This window comes from Nonlabens dokdonensis DSW-6, assembly GCF_000332115.1.
GTDB lineage: Bacteria > Bacteroidota > Bacteroidia > Flavobacteriales > Flavobacteriaceae > Nonlabens > Nonlabens dokdonensis.
This window is the reverse complement of the sequence record NC_020156.1, coordinates 1,182,892-1,200,481: the sequence shown is the minus strand read 5'-3', so window position 1 is coordinate 1,200,481 and position 17,590 is coordinate 1,182,892. Positions and strand designations below refer to the sequence as shown.

The window sequence follows — 17,590 nt, the reverse complement described above, 5'->3', positions numbered from 1 at the left end:
TTGGTAATCTATTTAGGGAATGTAACATCTAGATGAACTCCGTTTTCATTTCTTAATTCAAAAGATCCATCAAGCTGTTGCGATAATAGTTTAATAATGCGAAGTCCAAAACTTTCTAATTGTTCAATATCAAAACCTTCAGGTAAACCTTTACCGTTATCTGATAGATACAGTTGGTAAGAGGTCTTATCTTCTTGAACCTTAATTTTAACTAAACCTTTTTCTTCTGTTTCAAATCCGTATTTGAACGAATTTGTCAAGAATTCATTTATGATTAATCCTATGCTAAAAGAGCGATCTGCTTGAATTTCAATAGTATCATTAATATCATTTTCTATGATGATGCGCTCGTTTGAGAATGATGAAGAAACATTATCAGAAAGGGTTTTGATATATTCTTTCAAATTAAGATTTGTTACATCTTCTTTTTGATACAATTGCTGGTGTACCTCATTTATGCTGTCTATTCTATTTTGTAATTCAGTGAGCTTATCTGTGAACTTTAAATCATCAAATTCCTCTTTAGCTACTTCTATAAATGTATCTATTATTGATAAATTATTTTTTACTCTGTGATGAAGTTCTTTTTGTAGAGATTCAATAAGTTCTTTTTGTTTTTTATTTCTTCGGTAATAAAATCCAAATATCCCTAGCCCTATCAATGAAGCGCCAAGTCCACCACCTAGTTGCCATTTGCGCTTATTTTCTTGAGCTAGCAATACTTCCTGCTCAGCCTTTTCTGCTTTGAGTTGTAGATTGTTATTAATGGCTTGCTCAGTTTGTAAATTAATTTTATCAAAGGTGCGTGTAAGTTGAGTCCTATTTTTTTCTAGTTGTTCCGTAGTAGTTTTATAATGTCTAATTTGAAAGCTATTAGCTTTATCAATGTCTATCAATAGCCCAAGACTCTCTTGTTGTGCTTCTTTACTAGATATATCTTCAGCTATTGTATAAGCTTTATTTAAAACTACTGCAGCTTTGTCTAATTCTTTGAAATGTGTGTATGTTTTAGAAAGATGAATCAGGCTGGCATATGTGAGTACATCAGATGAAAGTTCTTGTTTTTCACTAATTATTCTATTTAATTCATCTATGCTTGATCGATCGTCTAGCATGGCATTACTGAGAGCTTTATTACTCTGAATCATCAATTGATGTCTTTCATTATATATATTTCTGAATGATAAAGCCTTATTGTAATAATCTAGAGCTTTGATATATTTAGAATCTTCATGGGCTAAAAGTCCATATAAGTTATATACAAGGCTACTATCTATCGCAGTTTGAGCATTTTTTAGAGATTCATTTCCCCAGTGGTTTACTGAGTTTTTATCTGCTAATTCAAGTGAGCTATAGGCTAGTTGGTAATAAAAATCAAAACGCAATTTGATTTCGTTTTTTGGTAATCGCTTTAATGCTTTGGTAATTAACTCTTCAGATTGTATAAAGTTTCCATTATTATGTTGTAGCATACTTAGCCTCAATAGGCATTTTGAAAAATTAAAATAATCTTCTAATTTTTCATAAGTCATACTAGATTTGAAATACCAATTATATGATTTTTCAAATTGATTTAATTTGGCATAGTATAACCCCAGTTTAAATTGAGCTTTTGCAATGTAGAAGAGACTGTTTCTCTCTTTTGCTGTTTGTAATAATTCATTAGCAGTAATCAATGCTTTATCAAAATCGCGTTGCTTAGAGTAGATAGAGCTTTTGTAAGAAATGTATTTTAAAGTGGTGCTGTCAGCATTGCTTACAGTTATTGCAGAGTCTATAAATTTAATACGCTGTTCTATAGAAAGTTCTTTATTTTTACTATTAATAAAATAGGCTTGTGCACTGGGCTGGTTTCCCTGACCGTAGCACACAAGACTATATAAGATTAGTATAAAATGCAGTGAAATAAATTTCATTGCTTAAAAGTAATTAACTTTTTTTAATCGTCATCCTCTTCGGTAGAATGATTCTCTCCAGTACCTATAGTGTTTTGGGTTTCATTTTTTTCAATTGGTATAGCTTCTGGGGTGCATGAAAATATACCGGCACAACTTATTAGTGCAATAGCTAACATTACTTTTTTCATCTTTTAAATTTTTTAGATGGTTAAACATGTTATCCTATTGCTGTACAGCTTTAACGTGAGTAAATTATAAGTGTGGATGTTCAGTATCTCACTTTACTGTCACTTATAATTCGTTATTACAAATTTATTTTAGTGTAAAAAGAGAAAGGTTCCAAAAATGGAACCTAGAGAAGTAAATAATGGAAATGTTAGAATCTTACTGAATGAGTGCTAGCTTGTACAATTTAATTACCAGTTGTTTGTCATTATCAACATGAAAATCTGCTCTTATTCTTATTAATCGTTTATAAATACTGCGCTGACTAAGTGCAACTTCTTTTAAGAAAATTCTATTTTCCCACTGGTTAATGGTTGAAATTTCTGGTAGATGTTTGATGATTTGTAGATCAACGTCGTCTAATTTATGACTGTATTGGTAACGTTTTAATTGTTCTTCGTGAATCTTATGACTATAGTATTTGTCACCATCTAATATTTTTTGAATCGCTAATAGTAATTCATGGGAGCTATTGTTTGACTTAACGACATAGCCTTCAGGTTCGTATTTTGACATCACAGGATAAACCTGTGTCATTTCACTAAACACACTATATATAATGGTAGGTATCGTAATTTTTAGGGTTTTTAGTTTGTTCAGTAAATCATTACCTGTTTTAAGGCGCACAGTAGGCTTAATGTGATTGAATGAAAGATCTAATATTAGTAAAGTAACCTTTTGATTTGATAAATGCCTTTGTATTTCATGTAGTGCGAGGTCACAATTATCAGATACACTTATCTTATAATCTGGATATACGATGTTTAATTTGTTTTGTAGATTTTCAAAAATGTCCTCTATATCTTCTACAATTAAGATGTGTGGTTTCATAGATTAAGGTTTAACAATAATGTTTAAAATCGTGCCTTTCTCCTCACTAGATATAATATCTAGATGTCCACCTATATCTTTTAATCTATTTCTTAAATTGCGAAGACCTTGTCCTAGTTTTTCTTTAAGGTCAAATCCATTGCCATTATCAGAAATAATAAGATGAATAGCATCTCTGTTTTTTTGGAATTCTATAATAAGTTCTGTTGCATTAGCATGGTTGTAAACATTTGAAATGGCTTCCCTAATCGTTAAAAGCAAGTGATGTTTTAGAGTAGATTCAATTTGCTGCCACGGAATTTTATTTAGACCAATTAATTCAATACTGGTTTCGTGAGAATCATAGCAAGCAGCAAGTGTTATAATTTGTTCGTCAAATTCACTTTCGGTAAAGTCAACGTAACTTAATTCATGAGATAGTGTTCTTATCTCAGATTTTATGATATCCACTTGATCTGCTAGTTGTTTGTTTCCACTTTTATTTAATGCTATCACTACTGCTTCTAAATCTTTAGATGAACGATCATGTAATTCCCTCCCCAAATTATCTTGTTCCTGTTGTTTTGCTTTTAGGATATTTATTTGATGAGTGATTTTTTGTTTTTTATTTCTGAAATAGAAATAAATAATAACAGATAGTATTAATAGTGAGGAAATTAGAAACAAGGATATGAACAACCATTTTTTTGAGCTTTCTTGTTGGGCGAGTAACTCTTGTTCTTGAGTAGCAATTTTTTGCTCGGCAAGTTCTTTTTCCTTTTCCTGCGTTCTGTATTTGATTTCTAATTCTTTGAATTGTCCCTTGAGCGCTGCCTGATATAAACTATCTTTTTGTTTCGATATTTCATTTAATTTCTTGTTCAAAGACGGTTGCTTATAAGTGATAAAAGAAGTGTCTTTGATTTGTTTGACTTCTTCTTCAAAAAATTTAATTATCGCCTTTTTTTGATCAATATTTACCTCTGGGACAGTAGTTAACGCAATATTTTCTTCCATGAGTTTTTTTGCCTTAGCCAGTGCTTTTTTACTTAAGCTATCCCTACTTGGCAATTTTATCATTTCATTTGCATTGTTGATAAGCTTTTTTGTGTTTCCAGAAAATTCGATTTCATTCATTAAAGGTATAAGTTGAAAACTTATTTGTGTGGCTAGTTCAAAGTTTCCTGAAAAATAGTAGGCTTGTGACAGGTAAGTTTTCGAAGCAAGAATACCAAGCTTATTTTTATTTCGTTCATAAATTGATAGTGCTTTATTCATGTAATTAATAGCCTCTTGATAGTTCTTTTCTTTAAGCTTTAATTGTCCTATACGTTGAATTACGTCTGCCTTGGCGAGTTCATCTTTTGATTTCTCTGCTAATTTTAAAGATGTGTTATAATATTCTTCAGCTTTTTCAAATATTTCTTTTTTCAAAAAAATATCACCAAGATTAGAATGAGTTAGAGATTGATAGCTTAAATTATCAGTTTTATTAGCTATGTCTAAAGCTTTGATACTATGATACATTGCGGAATCTGTTTTCCCAAGTGCATAATTAATGGAAGCTTTATTATGATGAAATTTTGATTTTAAAATTTTAGGAAGGTCCTCATGATAATAACTATCGCCTTTTAAATAATAGAAGCTTGCAGAATCTAAGTCTGTTGCTCTTTGAAATGAATGACCTATTCGGTAAAAGGTTTCAATTTTTTCTATATACTGATTATCTGTTAATTGTATTAAAGCATTTTTATATTCCTTTGTTGCACTCAGATATTTGCCATCAGAAAATAGAGTATCTCCTTTAAAAGAATAACGTTCATAATCAGATTGGTTTTGAGCTTTTAACGACTGAGTAAAAGTGATAAATATTAAAAAGGAAAAACATATTTTACGCTTCATATGTACTGTGATTTAGTGTTTTAAAGCTAATCCTTATTTCTTTAATCTTCAAATGAAATAATTTAAATAAGTCCTTTGTTATTCTCCTTTAAATAAGTAATATTTTCCTTAATATATGGCGTATTATCTTAGCTTATATAAAGTATGTAGATCAAAGTTTCATAGTTTTAAGTTTGACATTTCTTCTCATTCCCACTTCAACTGCACCTTTTTAATTCTATCGGTGAGCTTTTTGCTAAATAACTTTCCGCGTAAGCGGTCTGTGATAATCGGGAAAGAAAATGGTGTAGATTTTTCAGAGATTTTCCAAATGATTTCTTGGTATTGGATGTGCTCGAGCGTTTCTCCTAAGCGATGTTCTTAAATGACTTAATCCGTATTCAAGGAGTAAAAGTACATCAGATTAATAGTATTGTAGCCTATTAAATTAAATCACAATCATCTCCACCACAAACCCTTCATGACTTCTTAAATTCATCACTTTGCCATCCTCAAAGATGAGGTATTGTCCTTTGATACCTTTGAGTTTACCATTGTGTTGAGGTGTTTTGGCAAGATTTACGCTCGTAACTTTTTTAGGGTATTCTAAGACTGGAAACTTGATTTGCCATTCTTTTTCGTTATCGAGAATGTATTCTTGAGCTTCTTGAGGAATGTATTGGAGCAAGCTTTCGCGGCAGCGTAATAAATCCTCATCTACAACATCATTAGTTAGCATTTTACGCCAGTTGGTTTTATCGGCTACGTGGTCTTTAAGCGCGACTTCAGCAATTCCTGCGAGGTAGCGGTTGGGTGTTTCTAGAATCGCTACTGCTTCATGAGCGCCTTGATCGATCCATCGAGTAGGTACTTGTGTTTTGCGAGTTACACCTACTTTTATGTTGCTGCTATTTGCTAGATAAACGATATGTGGTTTGAGCTGGACTTTCTTTTCATATTCCAGATCGCGATCTTCTTCGTCAAGATGCGCGCGACTCAATTCTGGTTTCATGATCCAGTCACCAGCCTGTGGTATGTCAGTAAAACAGTCGTAGCAAAAGCCTTGTCTCCATATTTTCTTATCCAGACTGCAGTTGAGACATTCATTTGCTACGTGTTTCAAAGTTATGTTTTTATCTAGCAGCTGGTTAACATGAAGAAAATTGTCTCGAAAAACAAGGTAATACTGAACTGTTTCTTTGAGTTCGGTTTGCATTTTTCTAATCGTGCCAGTTAAGATCATTTTAGGAACTTTAAATATTATCGAAGTATCTTTGAAACCGTAAAAATACCAATTAGGATTTTTAAAATATGGCAAACGCATTACTCAATTCTGTTGTATCGTGGTTTCTTAAGAAACGCATTCATGATATGGAGCTTTTTATGAAGCACCCACAAGAGTTGCAGGATAATATTTTACAAGATCTTATTTATTATGCTCGACATACAGAAATAGGTAAAAAATATGGTTTTGATTCTATAAAATCCTATAGAGATTTTGCAGATCGTGTTCCAGTTTCGGAATATTCAGAAATTCAATCTTCTATCGAGCGATCTAGAAAAGGTGAAGGGAACATCTTCTGGCCTAGCGATATCAAATGGTTTGCTATGAGTAGTGGTACGACTAACTCTAGAAGTAAATATATACCAGTAAGCCAGCAATCGCTTGAAGATTGTCATTACGCCGCCGCAAAGGATCTTTTATGTATGTATTTAAACAATAATCCAGACTCTAAACTTTTTAAAGGAAAAGGATTGCGATTGGGAGGTAGTAATGTGCTGGATAAAAAATCTGGAACGGTGGCAGGAGATTTGAGCAGTATTTTAATTGATAATATGCCATTTTGGGCAGATTATAGTTCTACTCCTGGAAATGAAGTGGCGTTAATGGCAAATTGGGAAACTAAAATGCCTGCTATTGTTAAGGAAACGATTACGGAAAATGTAACCAGTCTTGCAGGAGTTCCTTCATGGATGATGGTATTGTTAAATAATGTATTAGAAACAACTGGAAAAGAAAATATACTAGAAGTCTGGCCTCAAATGGAAGTGTTTTTTCACGGTGGTGTGAGCTTTGATCCTTATACAGATCAATATAAAAAACTGTTGCCTGCAAATCATATCAAGTATTATGAAACCTACAATGCAAGTGAAGGTTTCTTTGCTATTCAAGACACTAATAACAGCAAAGAACTATTGTTAATGCTGGATTATGGAATTTTCTATGAGTTTATCTCAATGAAAAATTATGGAACGCCGAATGAAAAAATTATACCTTTAAGTGAGGTAGAACTAGGAGAGAATTATGCAATTTTAATTACTACTAACGCAGGATTATGGCGTTATAAAATAGGAGATACCGTTCGGTTTACTTCAAAAAATCCGTATCGTATTAAGGTAAGTGGTCGTACTAAACATCACATCAACGTATTCGGTGAAGAATTAATTATTGAAAATGCTGAGGCTGCGCTTAAAAAAACCATCGCAGAAGTGCCCTGTTCTATTAAAGACTACACGGTTGCGCCTATTTTTATGGAAGGAAAGGAAAAAGGTGCGCACGAATGGATGATAGAATTTGCGACACAGCCTGATGATGTTTCCGCTTTCGCGAAAGCGCTAGACCACAATCTTCAAAGAGAAAATAGTGATTATGAGGCAAAACGAGCTAATAACATCACACTTACAGAACTTAGAATTCACAATGCACGACCTGATGTTTTCTACAACTGGTTAAAGCAAAAAGATAAACTGGGCGGACAGCATAAAATTCCTAGATTGAGCAATTCGCGTGAGTATATGGAGGAGTTGCTGGCGATACATCGAACTTGAATTCGAACTCGAACTCGAAAATTGCCGATTAGTAATTTGCTTGCGCAAATTTTTTAATTACCTATTAAAATCGTGATAGTGTGATTGATTTTAACTACAATGTGCTCCTTTCTTTTGAATAGGATTTAGGATACGCTTAAGGCTTAAATTAAAACTCATTATCATTATAAACACCACTCCAAAACACATTAAATCCGTATTTTTGCAAAAATTTTTTACATGAGCAAATTAGTTGTGGTAGGAACAGTAGCATTTGATGCGATTGAAACTCCTTTTGGTAAAACCGATAAAATTTTAGGTGGTGCGGCAACCTTTATAGGTCTTAGTGCTTCTCATTTCAATACTGAAGTAGGATTAGTAAGTGTTGTAGGTGGTGATTTTCCTCAAGAATACCTTGATATGATGACCAATCGTGGTATGAATATCGAAGGTATTGAGATCGTAAAAGATGGTAAGACATTTTTCTGGTCTGGAAAGTACCATAATGATATGAATACTCGTGATACTCTTGCGACTGAACTTAACGTTCTTGCAGATTTTAATCCTGTTGTCCCAGAATCATTTAAAGATGCTGAAGTTGTGATGTTAGGAAATCTACATCCAGCGGTACAATTAGGTGTTATTGAGCAAACTCCTAAAGCTAAACTTATTGTTCTTGATACGATGAACTTTTGGATGGATAGTGCTTTAGACTTATTGCATAAAGTAATCGCAAAAGTAGACGTCATCACTATTAATGACGAAGAAGCTAGACAATTGTCTGGAGAGTACTCTTTAGTAAACGCAGCAAAGAAGATTCATGAAATGGGTCCTAAGTATGTGGTGATTAAAAAAGGAGAACATGGTGCATTGTTATTTAATGATGGAGACATCTTTTTTGCACCAGCATTACCATTAGAAGAAGTATTTGATCCTACCGGAGCTGGAGATACCTTTGCAGGTGGTTTTGCAGGATTCCTTGCTGCAAGTGGCGATTATTCTTTTGAGAATATGAAACGTGCAATTATTTATGGCTCCAATTTTGCATCTTTTGCAGTAGAGAAATTTGGAACTGAGCGCATGCAAACCATTACAAACGAAGAAATAACAAAGCGTTTAGAGCAATTTAAAGCGCTAACAAAATTTGAAATAAACAATTAATAAAAACTATCAAAATGCCTCAAGTATTACTTGGGGCTTTTTTATTTTTATTTCCTAGATATCCCCATCATGAGCGATCAGTTAAAACACGAGTGTGGTATAGCACTTATCCGTCTTCTTAAACCATTAGAATACTATAAGGAAAAGTACGGTACAGCTTTTTACGGTATCAATAAAATGTACTTGATGATGGAAAAGCAACACAATCGCGGTCAAGATGGTGCTGGGTTTGCAAGTATAAAGCTAGACGTGAAGCCAGGGCAGCGCTACATCTCCAGAGTGCGTAGTAATGCGGCGCAACCTATACAGGACATCTTCTCGCAAATCAATGAACGTATTAATACAGAGCTTCTTGAAAATCCAGAGATCAAAGATGATGTTGCTGCGCAAAAAGCTCAGATACCTTACATAGGAGAATTGTTAATGGGGCATGTGCGTTATGGGACCTTCGGTAAGAACAGTATTGAGTCAGTACATCCATTTTTACGTCAAAACAACTGGATGCATCGTAATTTGATCATGGCTGGTAACTTCAACATGACTAATGTTTTTAAGCTTTTTAACAAGTTGGTAGAATTGGGGCAGCATCCTAAAGACATGGCAGATACTGTTACGGTTATGGAAAAAGTAGGCCATTTTCAAGACAGAGAGGTACGTAAACTATATAAAAAGTTCAAATCAAAAGGACTTTCTAAAATAGAAGCTAGCCCTAAGATTGCTGAAGAAATAGACGTTGCAAAAATTTTACGTAAAAGTGCTAGAGACTGGGATGGTGGTTATGCTATGGGCGGACTCATGGGACATGGAGATGCTTTTTTATTGCGCGATCCTGCCGGAATACGCCCTGCTTATTATTATAAAAATGATGAAGTAGTAGTCGTGGCAAGCGAGCGACCAGTAATTCAGACAGCTTTTGATGCGCCTTTTGATGAGGTAAAAGAGCTTGATCCTGGAAAAGCGATTATCATAAAGAAAAATGGCGAGGTAAGCCTGGATCAGATTACAGCACCATTAGAACGCAAAGCATGTTCTTTTGAGCGTATTTATTTTTCTCGCGGTAGTGATGCCGAGATCTATCAGGAACGCAAAATGTTAGGGAAACTATTATTTCCTAAAATATTAGAAAGTATTGATAACGAGATTGATAACACAGTTTTTTCCTATATTCCTAATACCGCCGAAACTTCTTTCTACGGTATGGTAGAAGAAGGTCATGCAGTTCTTAACCAGCAAAAGAGAGATTATATCATCGCCGGTGAAGGAAAGCTTACTGCAAAGCAGGTGGATGATACGCTTTCGCGAAAGCTAAGAACGGAGAAGATCGCCATAAAAGATGCCAAATTACGTACTTTCATAACAGAAGATTCTTCTCGTGATGATCTTGTTGCTCACGTTTATGATGTAACTTATGGAGTAGTACAGCCAGAAGATAATTTAGTTATTATAGATGATTCTATCGTAAGAGGAACAACTTTAAAAAAATCCATCCTTAAAATGATGGACCGATTGAACCCAAAGAAAATTGTAGTCGTTTCTAGTGCGCCACAAATACGTTATCCAGATTGTTATGGAATAGATATGGCACGATTAGAAGGTTTAGTAGCTTTTAGAGCGGCTCTAGCCTTGCATAAGGATCGTGATACTTACGATACGGTAGAGCGCATTTATAAAAAGTGCAAACTACAAACTGAAATGGAAGATGTAGACGTGGTAAACCATGTAAAAGAACTATACGATCGTTTTACAGATCAAGAAATTTCAGATAAGATAGGAGAGTTACTCTCTGATGAAGATATAAATGCAGAGGTAAAAGTAATTTATCAAACCGTAGATGATCTTCACAAAGCTTGTCCTAAAAACTTAGGAGACTGGTACTTTACTGGTAATTACCCAACCGATGGTGGTAATCGAGTGGTAAATCGTGCCTATATCAACTTCTTTGAAGGTAATGATGAGCGCGCTTACTAGTAGCAAATTAATAAATCAAAAATTTTTCAAAATGAAAAGAATATTACTCCTATTTTTTTTGATAGTTATATCAATGTTGTCAGAAGCACAGCCATCAAATTTTATGGTAGGGAGATATATCATTTCTGATGGATCTACAGCTTTAGGCCCATCATTAAATACTTCTACTTTTAAGTTTAGTGAAATACAATTAACTGTAGGAGCAAGTCCTGAAATCAGAAATTTTACAGTAGAGATTTTACCTGGAGCTTCTAGTAATGGCGCTCAATTTATTAGATCCTTTACTTTAGACTTATCTAATGGTGAAATTGAGTTGCTGGACATAAATACTGGTTTGAGTTGCTCTGGAGTGAATATTATTTTTGGCCCTGCTGCTAGTGGAGGCAATACTTTGTATTCTGTGGCAAATGGTGATGCTAGTTTCGATATTGGCTTTACTGAGAATACTTTGAATGCTTGTTCTAGTGCATCTACTCAGTCTAGTTTTATACTTACTAAAATACCTGCAACAGACACATTTATACCAGACGATAATTTTGAACAAGCTTTGATTTCTCTCGGTTATGATAGCGTGCAAGACAATTTAGTAACAAGAAGTGTAATTGAAAATATTTTCACTTTAGACATTTCAGCTAGTAGTATTATTGATCCTACAGGAATTGAGGCATTCACCAGTTTAGCTACGCTGGATATTTCAAATAATGATGTAGAACAAATTGATTTGAGTGCTCTATCAAATTTAATTAATTTAAATCTGGGAAATAGTCAAAGTCTAACTTCAATGCAAATACCTTTAAACCTTGAAGTTTTGAGGATGGATAACAATAGTCTATCGGTCCTAAATTTACCTTTAGGAAGTAATTTAAAAGAATTCTTTTGTAACAACTGTACTGATTTGTATGCCGATTTGTTTCCACCTAGTCTTGAAACAATTGAATTTACGGGAACAGATCAACTTTTTCTAGATTTAAGTGCTAACCCTAATTTAAGTTTTATAACTTTAAATAATAATAATTCTCTAGAATATATTGATTTATCCACTTCTACTAATACTAGTATAATTAGTTTTTCGGCCATAGGTAATTCTAATCTTGCCTGCATGCTGGTAGGAGATGTTGCCTTTATGCAATCTAATTTTCCTAATTCTTTAAATTCTGGTCAGTCCTTTGTAAATGATTGTAACACGGCAACTCAAACATTCATACCAGATGATAACTTTGAACAAGAATTAATTACTCAAGGATTTGATAACATCTTGGATAATTTTGTCACGACATCTAGCATAGCAAATATTACAACATTAGATATTCGTGATTTGAATATTTCAAACATTACTGGAGTTGAACAAATGACGCAATTAACACAATTACAAGCAGGTCTTAATTTGTTTCAAACCATTGATCTAAGTAACAACACTAATTTAGTTAGTTTGAATTTGATCTTTAATCGATTGAATAGTATTGATTTAAGTAACAATGTTATGTTAGAAACTCTTGATGTTTCAGGAGGACAGTTTGATAGTTTAGATGTTACTATGCTATCAAATTTAAAGTTATTGAGTATACAATCCTTACCAAACGTTTCCACTATTGATTTGAGTCAAAATCCACTTTTAGAAACTTTAATTGCAGCTTTCACAAGTTTGAATAATATTGACCTCTCTCAAAATATTTTACTTAAAAATTTTTCTGCAAATCCTGCAGATCCTGCAAACTCACAACTGTCAAATATAGATTTACTAGTTAACGATCAATTAGAAACGTTGAGATTATCTGGCATACCTATGAATGGATTGTTCTTAGGTAATAAACAAAGGCTTAGTTGGCTGGTGTTGAATAGTGCTCAATTAACTTCTATTGATGTTACAGCAAACCTAAATCTAAGAGATATAGAAATAATCGATAATCCTTTATTAAATAGTATTGATCTCACTAATTCAAGTCAGTTGGAAAGCGTTACCATCATTGATACCGCAATTTCTAATATCGATTTTTCTAATAATACTTTACTTAATTATTTGTTTGCTACTTCTAACCGTCTTAGAACTTTAAATTTAGATAATAATCCAGCGCTTACATTTATAAGAGTAAACAATAATCAATTAACGCAACTTTCTATAAACAATGGCAATAACTCACTTATTGTTCCTAACGATCCAAATGACCCAAGTAATCAAGGGTTGTGGTCATTTAATGCAACTAATAATAATTTAGCCTGTATTAGTGTTTCAGACATAAATTACATGAATACAAACTTCTTAGGAAATATAGATCCTTCTGCATCCTTTAGTTTAAATTGTACCGCTAGCGTCGTAGAAGAAGGTTTCAGATTTGAGATTTTCCCTAATCCTTCATCAGATTATCTAAATGTTTCATCGCAAAGAATTATTGATCAGATTTTGGTTCATGATATGACTGGCAGAAAGGTAGAGGCCATTGACGTGAATGATTCGGAAATTAGAATACCAATTCATAACTGGACATCTGGAAACTATTTGATCAACGCAGTTGGAAAAGATTTACAGGCTACTACAGTATTCTCTAAAAAGTAAATTTATTTAAAATCACAAAAAATCCCCAAATCAACTTTGTTGATTTGGGGATTTTTAAATTTATCTAATATCTAATATCTAATATCTAATATCTAATATCTAATATCTAATATCTAATATCTAATATCTAATATCTAATATCTAATATCTAATATCTAATATCTAATATCTAATATCAATTATTTCCCTTCAGCATATCTTCTAGATACTTCTTCCCAGTTGATTACATTGAAAAATGCTTCTACGTAATCAGGACGTCTATTTTGGTAATTTAGGTAATAAGCATGTTCCCATACGTCAAGACCTAAAATAGGAGTTCCTCCACAACCTACTTCTGGCATCAATGGGTTATCTTGGTTAGGTGTTCCGCATACGTCAAGTTTTCCACCTTCATGAACACAAAGCCATGCCCATCCAGAACCAAATTGTCCTTTTGCAGCAGCACTAAATTTATCTTTAAATGCATCAAACGAACCGAAAGAGGTTTTGATTGCATCAGCAAGGTCACCACTTGGGTTACCGCCACCGTTTGGAGACATTACTTCCCAAAAAAGTCTGTGATTATAAAATCCACCACCATTATTTCTAACAGCAGTATTGTTCATATCTAGATTATTAAGAATGTTCTCAATAGTCTTTCCTTCTAGGTCTGTTCCATCAACAGCATCATTTAATTTGTTGGTATAACCTTGATGATGTTTACCATGGTGTATCTCCATAGTCTTAGCATCGATGTGAGGTTCTAGTGCGTCTTTAGCATATTTTAATTGTGGTAATTCAAAAGCCATTATATATAGTTTTTAATTAGTTATTTATCGAACTCTAAAATTAGGCACAAAAAGGCATTTGTTAAAATTATCAACGTTATATTATCCTTAAAGTGTTCAAGTTCATTTTGTGCAGTTCAAAAGTTAAAAGCAAGGATTTTACCTAGTTAATTTGGTGAGTTGAATTTTTTTCCTCCACAGCTTAACTTTTTAATTTGTTTTGAATTCAGCTCTGCTTTTAAATAATGGTTGCAAACTTTTACAAGTAAAAGTAAAAATTTCCAATTCGAGTTCAGATCTGAGTTCGAGTTCATACCTTATCTTTGAATATGGCTCAATCACCGACTACTTTTTACAGTGCCAGCGCAGGATCTGGTAAAACCTATACGCTTGCTCAAGATTACTTGACACTACTTTTTAAGAATTCCTACTCAAACGGTTATCGTAAAATTCTTGCTGTAACCTTTACAAACAAAGCAGTAGGCGAGATGAAGGAGCGCATACTGGAATATCTGTACAAATTTACCTTTGAGGAGTTAGAGGATTCAGTTAAGGGAATCGCAACACATATTCAAAACGAGACAGGACTAAATGGCGAGCAGTTTAGAAAAAAAGCACAAGCTATTTTTAATCAATTGTTGCATGATTATTCGGCTTTTGATATTGTAACTATTGATTCTTTTAACCATCGTATTTTAAGAACATTTGCAAAGGATATCGACCTGCCAGATAATTTTGAAGTAGAACTAGATAGCAAGCGATTGATTTCAAAAGCGATTCATAATTTGATTGCACGTGCTGGTAAAGACAAAAAACTCACTCAATTATTGGTAGATTTTTCAATATTAAAAATAGAAGAAGGAAAAAGCTGGGACATCGAGTACGATCTTCAAGATATTGCAAAGCTCATTCTCAATGAAAATCATTATCCCTACTTAAAGCAATTAAAAGGCAAAGAGGTGGAAGATTTTTTACGCTTTCGCGAAAGCTTATATAAAAAGATCAATACCACTCAAAAACAACTGGCTGAAAAGGCAAAAGCTTTAGTAGAACTATCGCAAAATTCTAACATTGATCCCACAGATTTCAAAGGTGGTTCTAGAAGTATTTTTAATACGGTTATAAAAGTAGCAAGCGAGGATTTCTCTGTAGGCCTGGATACAGCTTCTGTTAGAGATTTAGCCGCTGGAGATTTGTATCCTAAAGGAAAATCACAAGACATCAAGGATCGAATAGATCAAATTGCTGGCGAGATTCAGTCATTTGCCATTCAATATAAGGAGAACATGGGCGCGGTGCTTTTCTATAAAAACATAGCCAGCAGCCTTACTCCATTATCCTTACTTAACGAGTTGCTCCATGAGATCGACCAAATTAAAATCAACGAGCAAAAAGTACCAATCTACGAATTTAATGCCTTGCTCGCAGAACAAATAAAAGACCAGCCAGCACCATTTATATACGAGAGATTAGGAGAGCGCTACCGCCATTATTTTATTGATGAGTTTCAAGATACCAGCCGCATGCAATGGGAAAATTTGTCTCCATTAATAGAAAACGAACTACAACAACAACGCGAGAACCAGGTTCCTGGAACATTAATGCTCGTAGGCGATGCAAAACAGTCTATTTATAGATTCCGCGGTGGCGATGCAGATCAGTTCCTGAGACTTCTTGCTACTCCAGATCTTTTTATGTTGCCCAAAAAAGAAGAAACACTTGCTTTTAACTGGCGCAGTTATGATCATATTATCGATTTTAACAACCAGTTTTTTGATTCTTATGGAGACCATTTGAGTAGCGATGTTTATAAAACCTTATATAAAGAGTATTTAAAGCAAGAAACCAGATCAAAGGAAGGTGGTTTTATCCAAATAGACTTCATAGAAAAAGATTTTGAAGCACCTTATGAGGAAGATGATTATGCTAGCGTTTACCCATATCATGTACATCAACAGGTTTTAAAAGCTCAGGCTAGTGGTTTTTCTTTGGGAGAAATTTGTGTTCTAGTAAGAGCAAATAAAGATGGACATGAAATTGCAAAATATCTAGTTAGTCAGGATATGCGTGTGGTTTCTGGCGATAGTTTACTGGTTCATGCGTCTCATAAAGTACAGCTCTTAGTGTCATTAATGAAAATGATTCAAGCGCCCGATCAACAGCAGCCTAGATTTGAATTTTTAATGGCCTATACAAAGGTTTTCCAATTAGAAGATATTCATTCTTTTGTCACGGCATATCTGCACGAGAGTTTGCAAGCGCTAGGTGAAAAGTTAATGGGTTGGGAAGAAGAGGATTTAGGTTCCGCTTTCGCGAAAGCGGCATTATTTCAAGCTACAGAACATGTTGCAGAATCTTTAGGGCTTTTCAAAGAACAAGACACCAGATTGCAATCTTTTATGGAATTCTTATTTGAATATTCTACAGGTTATGAAGTGTCTCTTTCTGGATTTATCGAGCATTGGGAATTGAAAATGGATAAATTGAGCGTACCAGCCGCAGCAGATGCAGATGCGGTACAAATCATGACTATCCATAAATCCAAAGGGCTAGAATTTCCTGTAGTAATCGTACCGCATTGCGATAAGAAGCTAGACGAGGCTAGAAATCCTACCGGTTGGGTGGAAGTGAATGAAACTGAATATGAAGGTTTTGATCAGGTTTATATAAGTTTAAAAAAGGAAAACGAACACTATCCAGAATTGGCTCCAGAGGTTTATGCGCAACACCTTGCCAAAGCAGAGATGGATCAAATCAATACGTTGTACGTGGCATTTACAAGAGCGAGAGAGCAATTGTATATAAGTGCGATAGAGACAACTAGTAAAACGGCTAGTTATGCAACGTTACTAAAGGAATTTGTTCAAAATAAAGGGCTAGAACTGAAATCAGGAAACGGATTTCAAACAGCAGAAATAGGTGATGTAGCTCGCAAATCAGAAGTTACGAAGCCAGAGCAAAGTGAGATGTTAAAAGAATATAAGATTCATCTTGATAAAGAAAGGTTGACTATTTCTACGAGAAGAGGATTGCTTTGGGCCAGTGGTGCAAGCGAGGCCATCCAAAAAGGTAATGTATTGCATGAGTATCTTTCTTTGATACAATTCTCAATAGACTATAATGAGGTGAGTCATAAAATAGATCGTGACTTCTCTCTTTCTAAAGCAGAACAAAAAGAAATGAAAGCAATGATTTCTAGTGTGATTTACCATCCGGACCTCATTGCATATTTTAAAGAAGGAATAAAGGTGCTGAATGAGCAACCTATATTGTTGCCATCAGGACAAAGGCTTATTCCTGATCGTGTGGTTATGATAAACGACTGTGCTGTCGTAATGGATTATAAAACTGGAGCTGTTCTAGATAAACATAAAAGCCAAGTAAATGAATATGCAAATTTGCTGGAGTCAATGAATATTAAGGTAGTTGAGAAAGTTCTAATTTATACAGATACCTTAGAAATCGTTAAATGGAATGGTTAAGCAAGAGTAGCTTGTTATCTTTGTGTAATTATAAAAATC

Annotated in this window: 11 protein-coding genes; 5 read left to right on the top strand and 6 right to left on the bottom strand. The window is 33.9% G+C overall.

From position 1 onward, the window contains the following. Nucleotides 1-8: 8 nt before the first annotated feature. The 5 genes from DDD_RS05235 to DDD_RS05220 form a co-directional block, all read right to left on the bottom strand. Nucleotides 9-1,916, bottom strand: coding sequence for a tetratricopeptide repeat-containing sensor histidine kinase (locus DDD_RS05235; RefSeq protein ID WP_041566950.1), 1,908 nt, complete (start codon nucleotides 1,914-1,916; stop codon nucleotides 9-11). Between the two features lie 23 nt (nucleotides 1,917-1,939). Continuing rightward, the gene (locus DDD_RS17940; RefSeq protein ID WP_015361734.1) at nucleotides 1,940-2,086 is read right to left on the bottom strand and encodes a hypothetical protein; all 147 of its coding nucleotides are present in this window, start codon (nucleotides 2,084-2,086) and stop codon (nucleotides 1,940-1,942) included. Nucleotides 2,087-2,282: 196 nt separating this feature from the next. Further along, entirely contained in the window at nucleotides 2,283-2,954 is a 672-nt protein-coding gene (locus tag DDD_RS05230) for a DNA-binding transcriptional response regulator (protein WP_015361733.1), read from the bottom strand. Between the two features lie 3 nt (nucleotides 2,955-2,957). Next, entirely contained in the window at nucleotides 2,958-4,835 is a 1,878-nt protein-coding gene (locus tag DDD_RS05225; protein ID WP_015361732.1) for an ATP-binding protein, read from the bottom strand. Nucleotides 4,836-5,262: 427 nt separating this feature from the next. After that, nucleotides 5,263-6,057 (bottom strand): DUF2797 domain-containing protein, encoded by a 795-nt coding sequence (locus DDD_RS05220; RefSeq protein ID WP_041567338.1) that lies wholly within the window; start codon nucleotides 6,055-6,057, stop codon nucleotides 5,263-5,265. 68 nt (nucleotides 6,058-6,125) lie between these two features. On the opposite strand from DDD_RS05220, the gene DDD_RS05215 reads away from it, so the two are divergent. The 4 genes from DDD_RS05215 (at nucleotide 6,126) to DDD_RS05200 (ending at nucleotide 13,302) form a co-directional block, all read left to right on the top strand. Then, nucleotides 6,126-7,643: a GH3 auxin-responsive promoter family protein gene (locus DDD_RS05215; RefSeq protein WP_041566949.1), complete on the top strand. Its 1,518-nt coding sequence runs from the start codon at nucleotides 6,126-6,128 to the stop codon at nucleotides 7,641-7,643. A gap of 219 nt (nucleotides 7,644-7,862) precedes the next feature. Next, nucleotides 7,863-8,783, top strand: a complete 921-nt coding sequence (locus tag DDD_RS05210) for a PfkB family carbohydrate kinase (protein WP_015361729.1) — start codon at nucleotides 7,863-7,865, stop codon at nucleotides 8,781-8,783. 69 nt (nucleotides 8,784-8,852) lie between these two features. After that, on the top strand, nucleotides 8,853-10,751 hold the full coding sequence (locus DDD_RS05205) for an amidophosphoribosyltransferase (protein WP_015361728.1): 1,899 nt from the start codon (nucleotides 8,853-8,855) through the stop codon (nucleotides 10,749-10,751). Between the two features lie 31 nt (nucleotides 10,752-10,782). After that, entirely contained in the window at nucleotides 10,783-13,302 is a 2,520-nt protein-coding gene (locus DDD_RS05200; RefSeq protein ID WP_158441676.1) for a T9SS type A sorting domain-containing protein, read from the top strand. 179 nt (nucleotides 13,303-13,481) lie between these two features. Here the strand turns inward: DDD_RS05200 and DDD_RS05195 are convergent, their stop codons facing one another. Further along, nucleotides 13,482-14,090, bottom strand: a complete 609-nt coding sequence (locus DDD_RS05195; protein ID WP_015361726.1) for a superoxide dismutase — start codon at nucleotides 14,088-14,090, stop codon at nucleotides 13,482-13,484. Between the two features lie 308 nt (nucleotides 14,091-14,398). On the opposite strand from DDD_RS05195, the gene DDD_RS05190 reads away from it, so the two are divergent. Further along, the gene (locus DDD_RS05190) at nucleotides 14,399-17,551 is read left to right on the top strand and encodes a UvrD-helicase domain-containing protein (RefSeq protein WP_015361725.1); all 3,153 of its coding nucleotides are present in this window, start codon (nucleotides 14,399-14,401) and stop codon (nucleotides 17,549-17,551) included. Nucleotides 17,552-17,590 lie beyond the last annotated feature (39 nt).

Excerpts from the sequence above, each read along its gene's own strand:
- DDD_RS05200 (WP_158441676.1), top strand. The coding sequence starts at position 10,783 with ATGAAAAGAATATTACTCCTATTTTTTTTGATAGTTATATCAATGTTG.
- DDD_RS05215 (WP_041566949.1), top strand. The coding sequence starts at position 6,126 with ATGGCAAACGCATTACTCAATTCTGTTGTATCGTGGTTTCTTAAGAAA.
- DDD_RS05205 (WP_015361728.1), top strand. The coding sequence starts at position 8,853 with ATGAGCGATCAGTTAAAACACGAGTGTGGTATAGCACTTATCCGTCTT.
- DDD_RS05225 (WP_015361732.1), bottom strand. The coding sequence starts at position 4,835 with ATGAAGCGTAAAATATGTTTTTCCTTTTTAATATTTATCACTTTTACT.
- DDD_RS17940 (WP_015361734.1), bottom strand. The coding sequence starts at position 2,086 with ATGAAAAAAGTAATGTTAGCTATTGCACTAATAAGTTGTGCCGGTATA.
- DDD_RS05230 (WP_015361733.1), bottom strand. The coding sequence starts at position 2,954 with ATGAAACCACACATCTTAATTGTAGAAGATATAGAGGACATTTTTGAA.
- DDD_RS05235 (WP_041566950.1), bottom strand. The coding sequence starts at position 1,916 with ATGAAATTTATTTCACTGCATTTTATACTAATCTTATATAGTCTTGTG.
- DDD_RS05210 (WP_015361729.1), top strand. The coding sequence starts at position 7,863 with ATGAGCAAATTAGTTGTGGTAGGAACAGTAGCATTTGATGCGATTGAA.
- DDD_RS05220 (WP_041567338.1), bottom strand. The coding sequence starts at position 6,057 with ATGATCTTAACTGGCACGATTAGAAAAATGCAAACCGAACTCAAAGAA.
- DDD_RS05195 (WP_015361726.1), bottom strand. The coding sequence starts at position 14,090 with ATGGCTTTTGAATTACCACAATTAAAATATGCTAAAGACGCACTAGAA.
- DDD_RS05190 (WP_015361725.1), top strand. The coding sequence starts at position 14,399 with ATGGCTCAATCACCGACTACTTTTTACAGTGCCAGCGCAGGATCTGGT.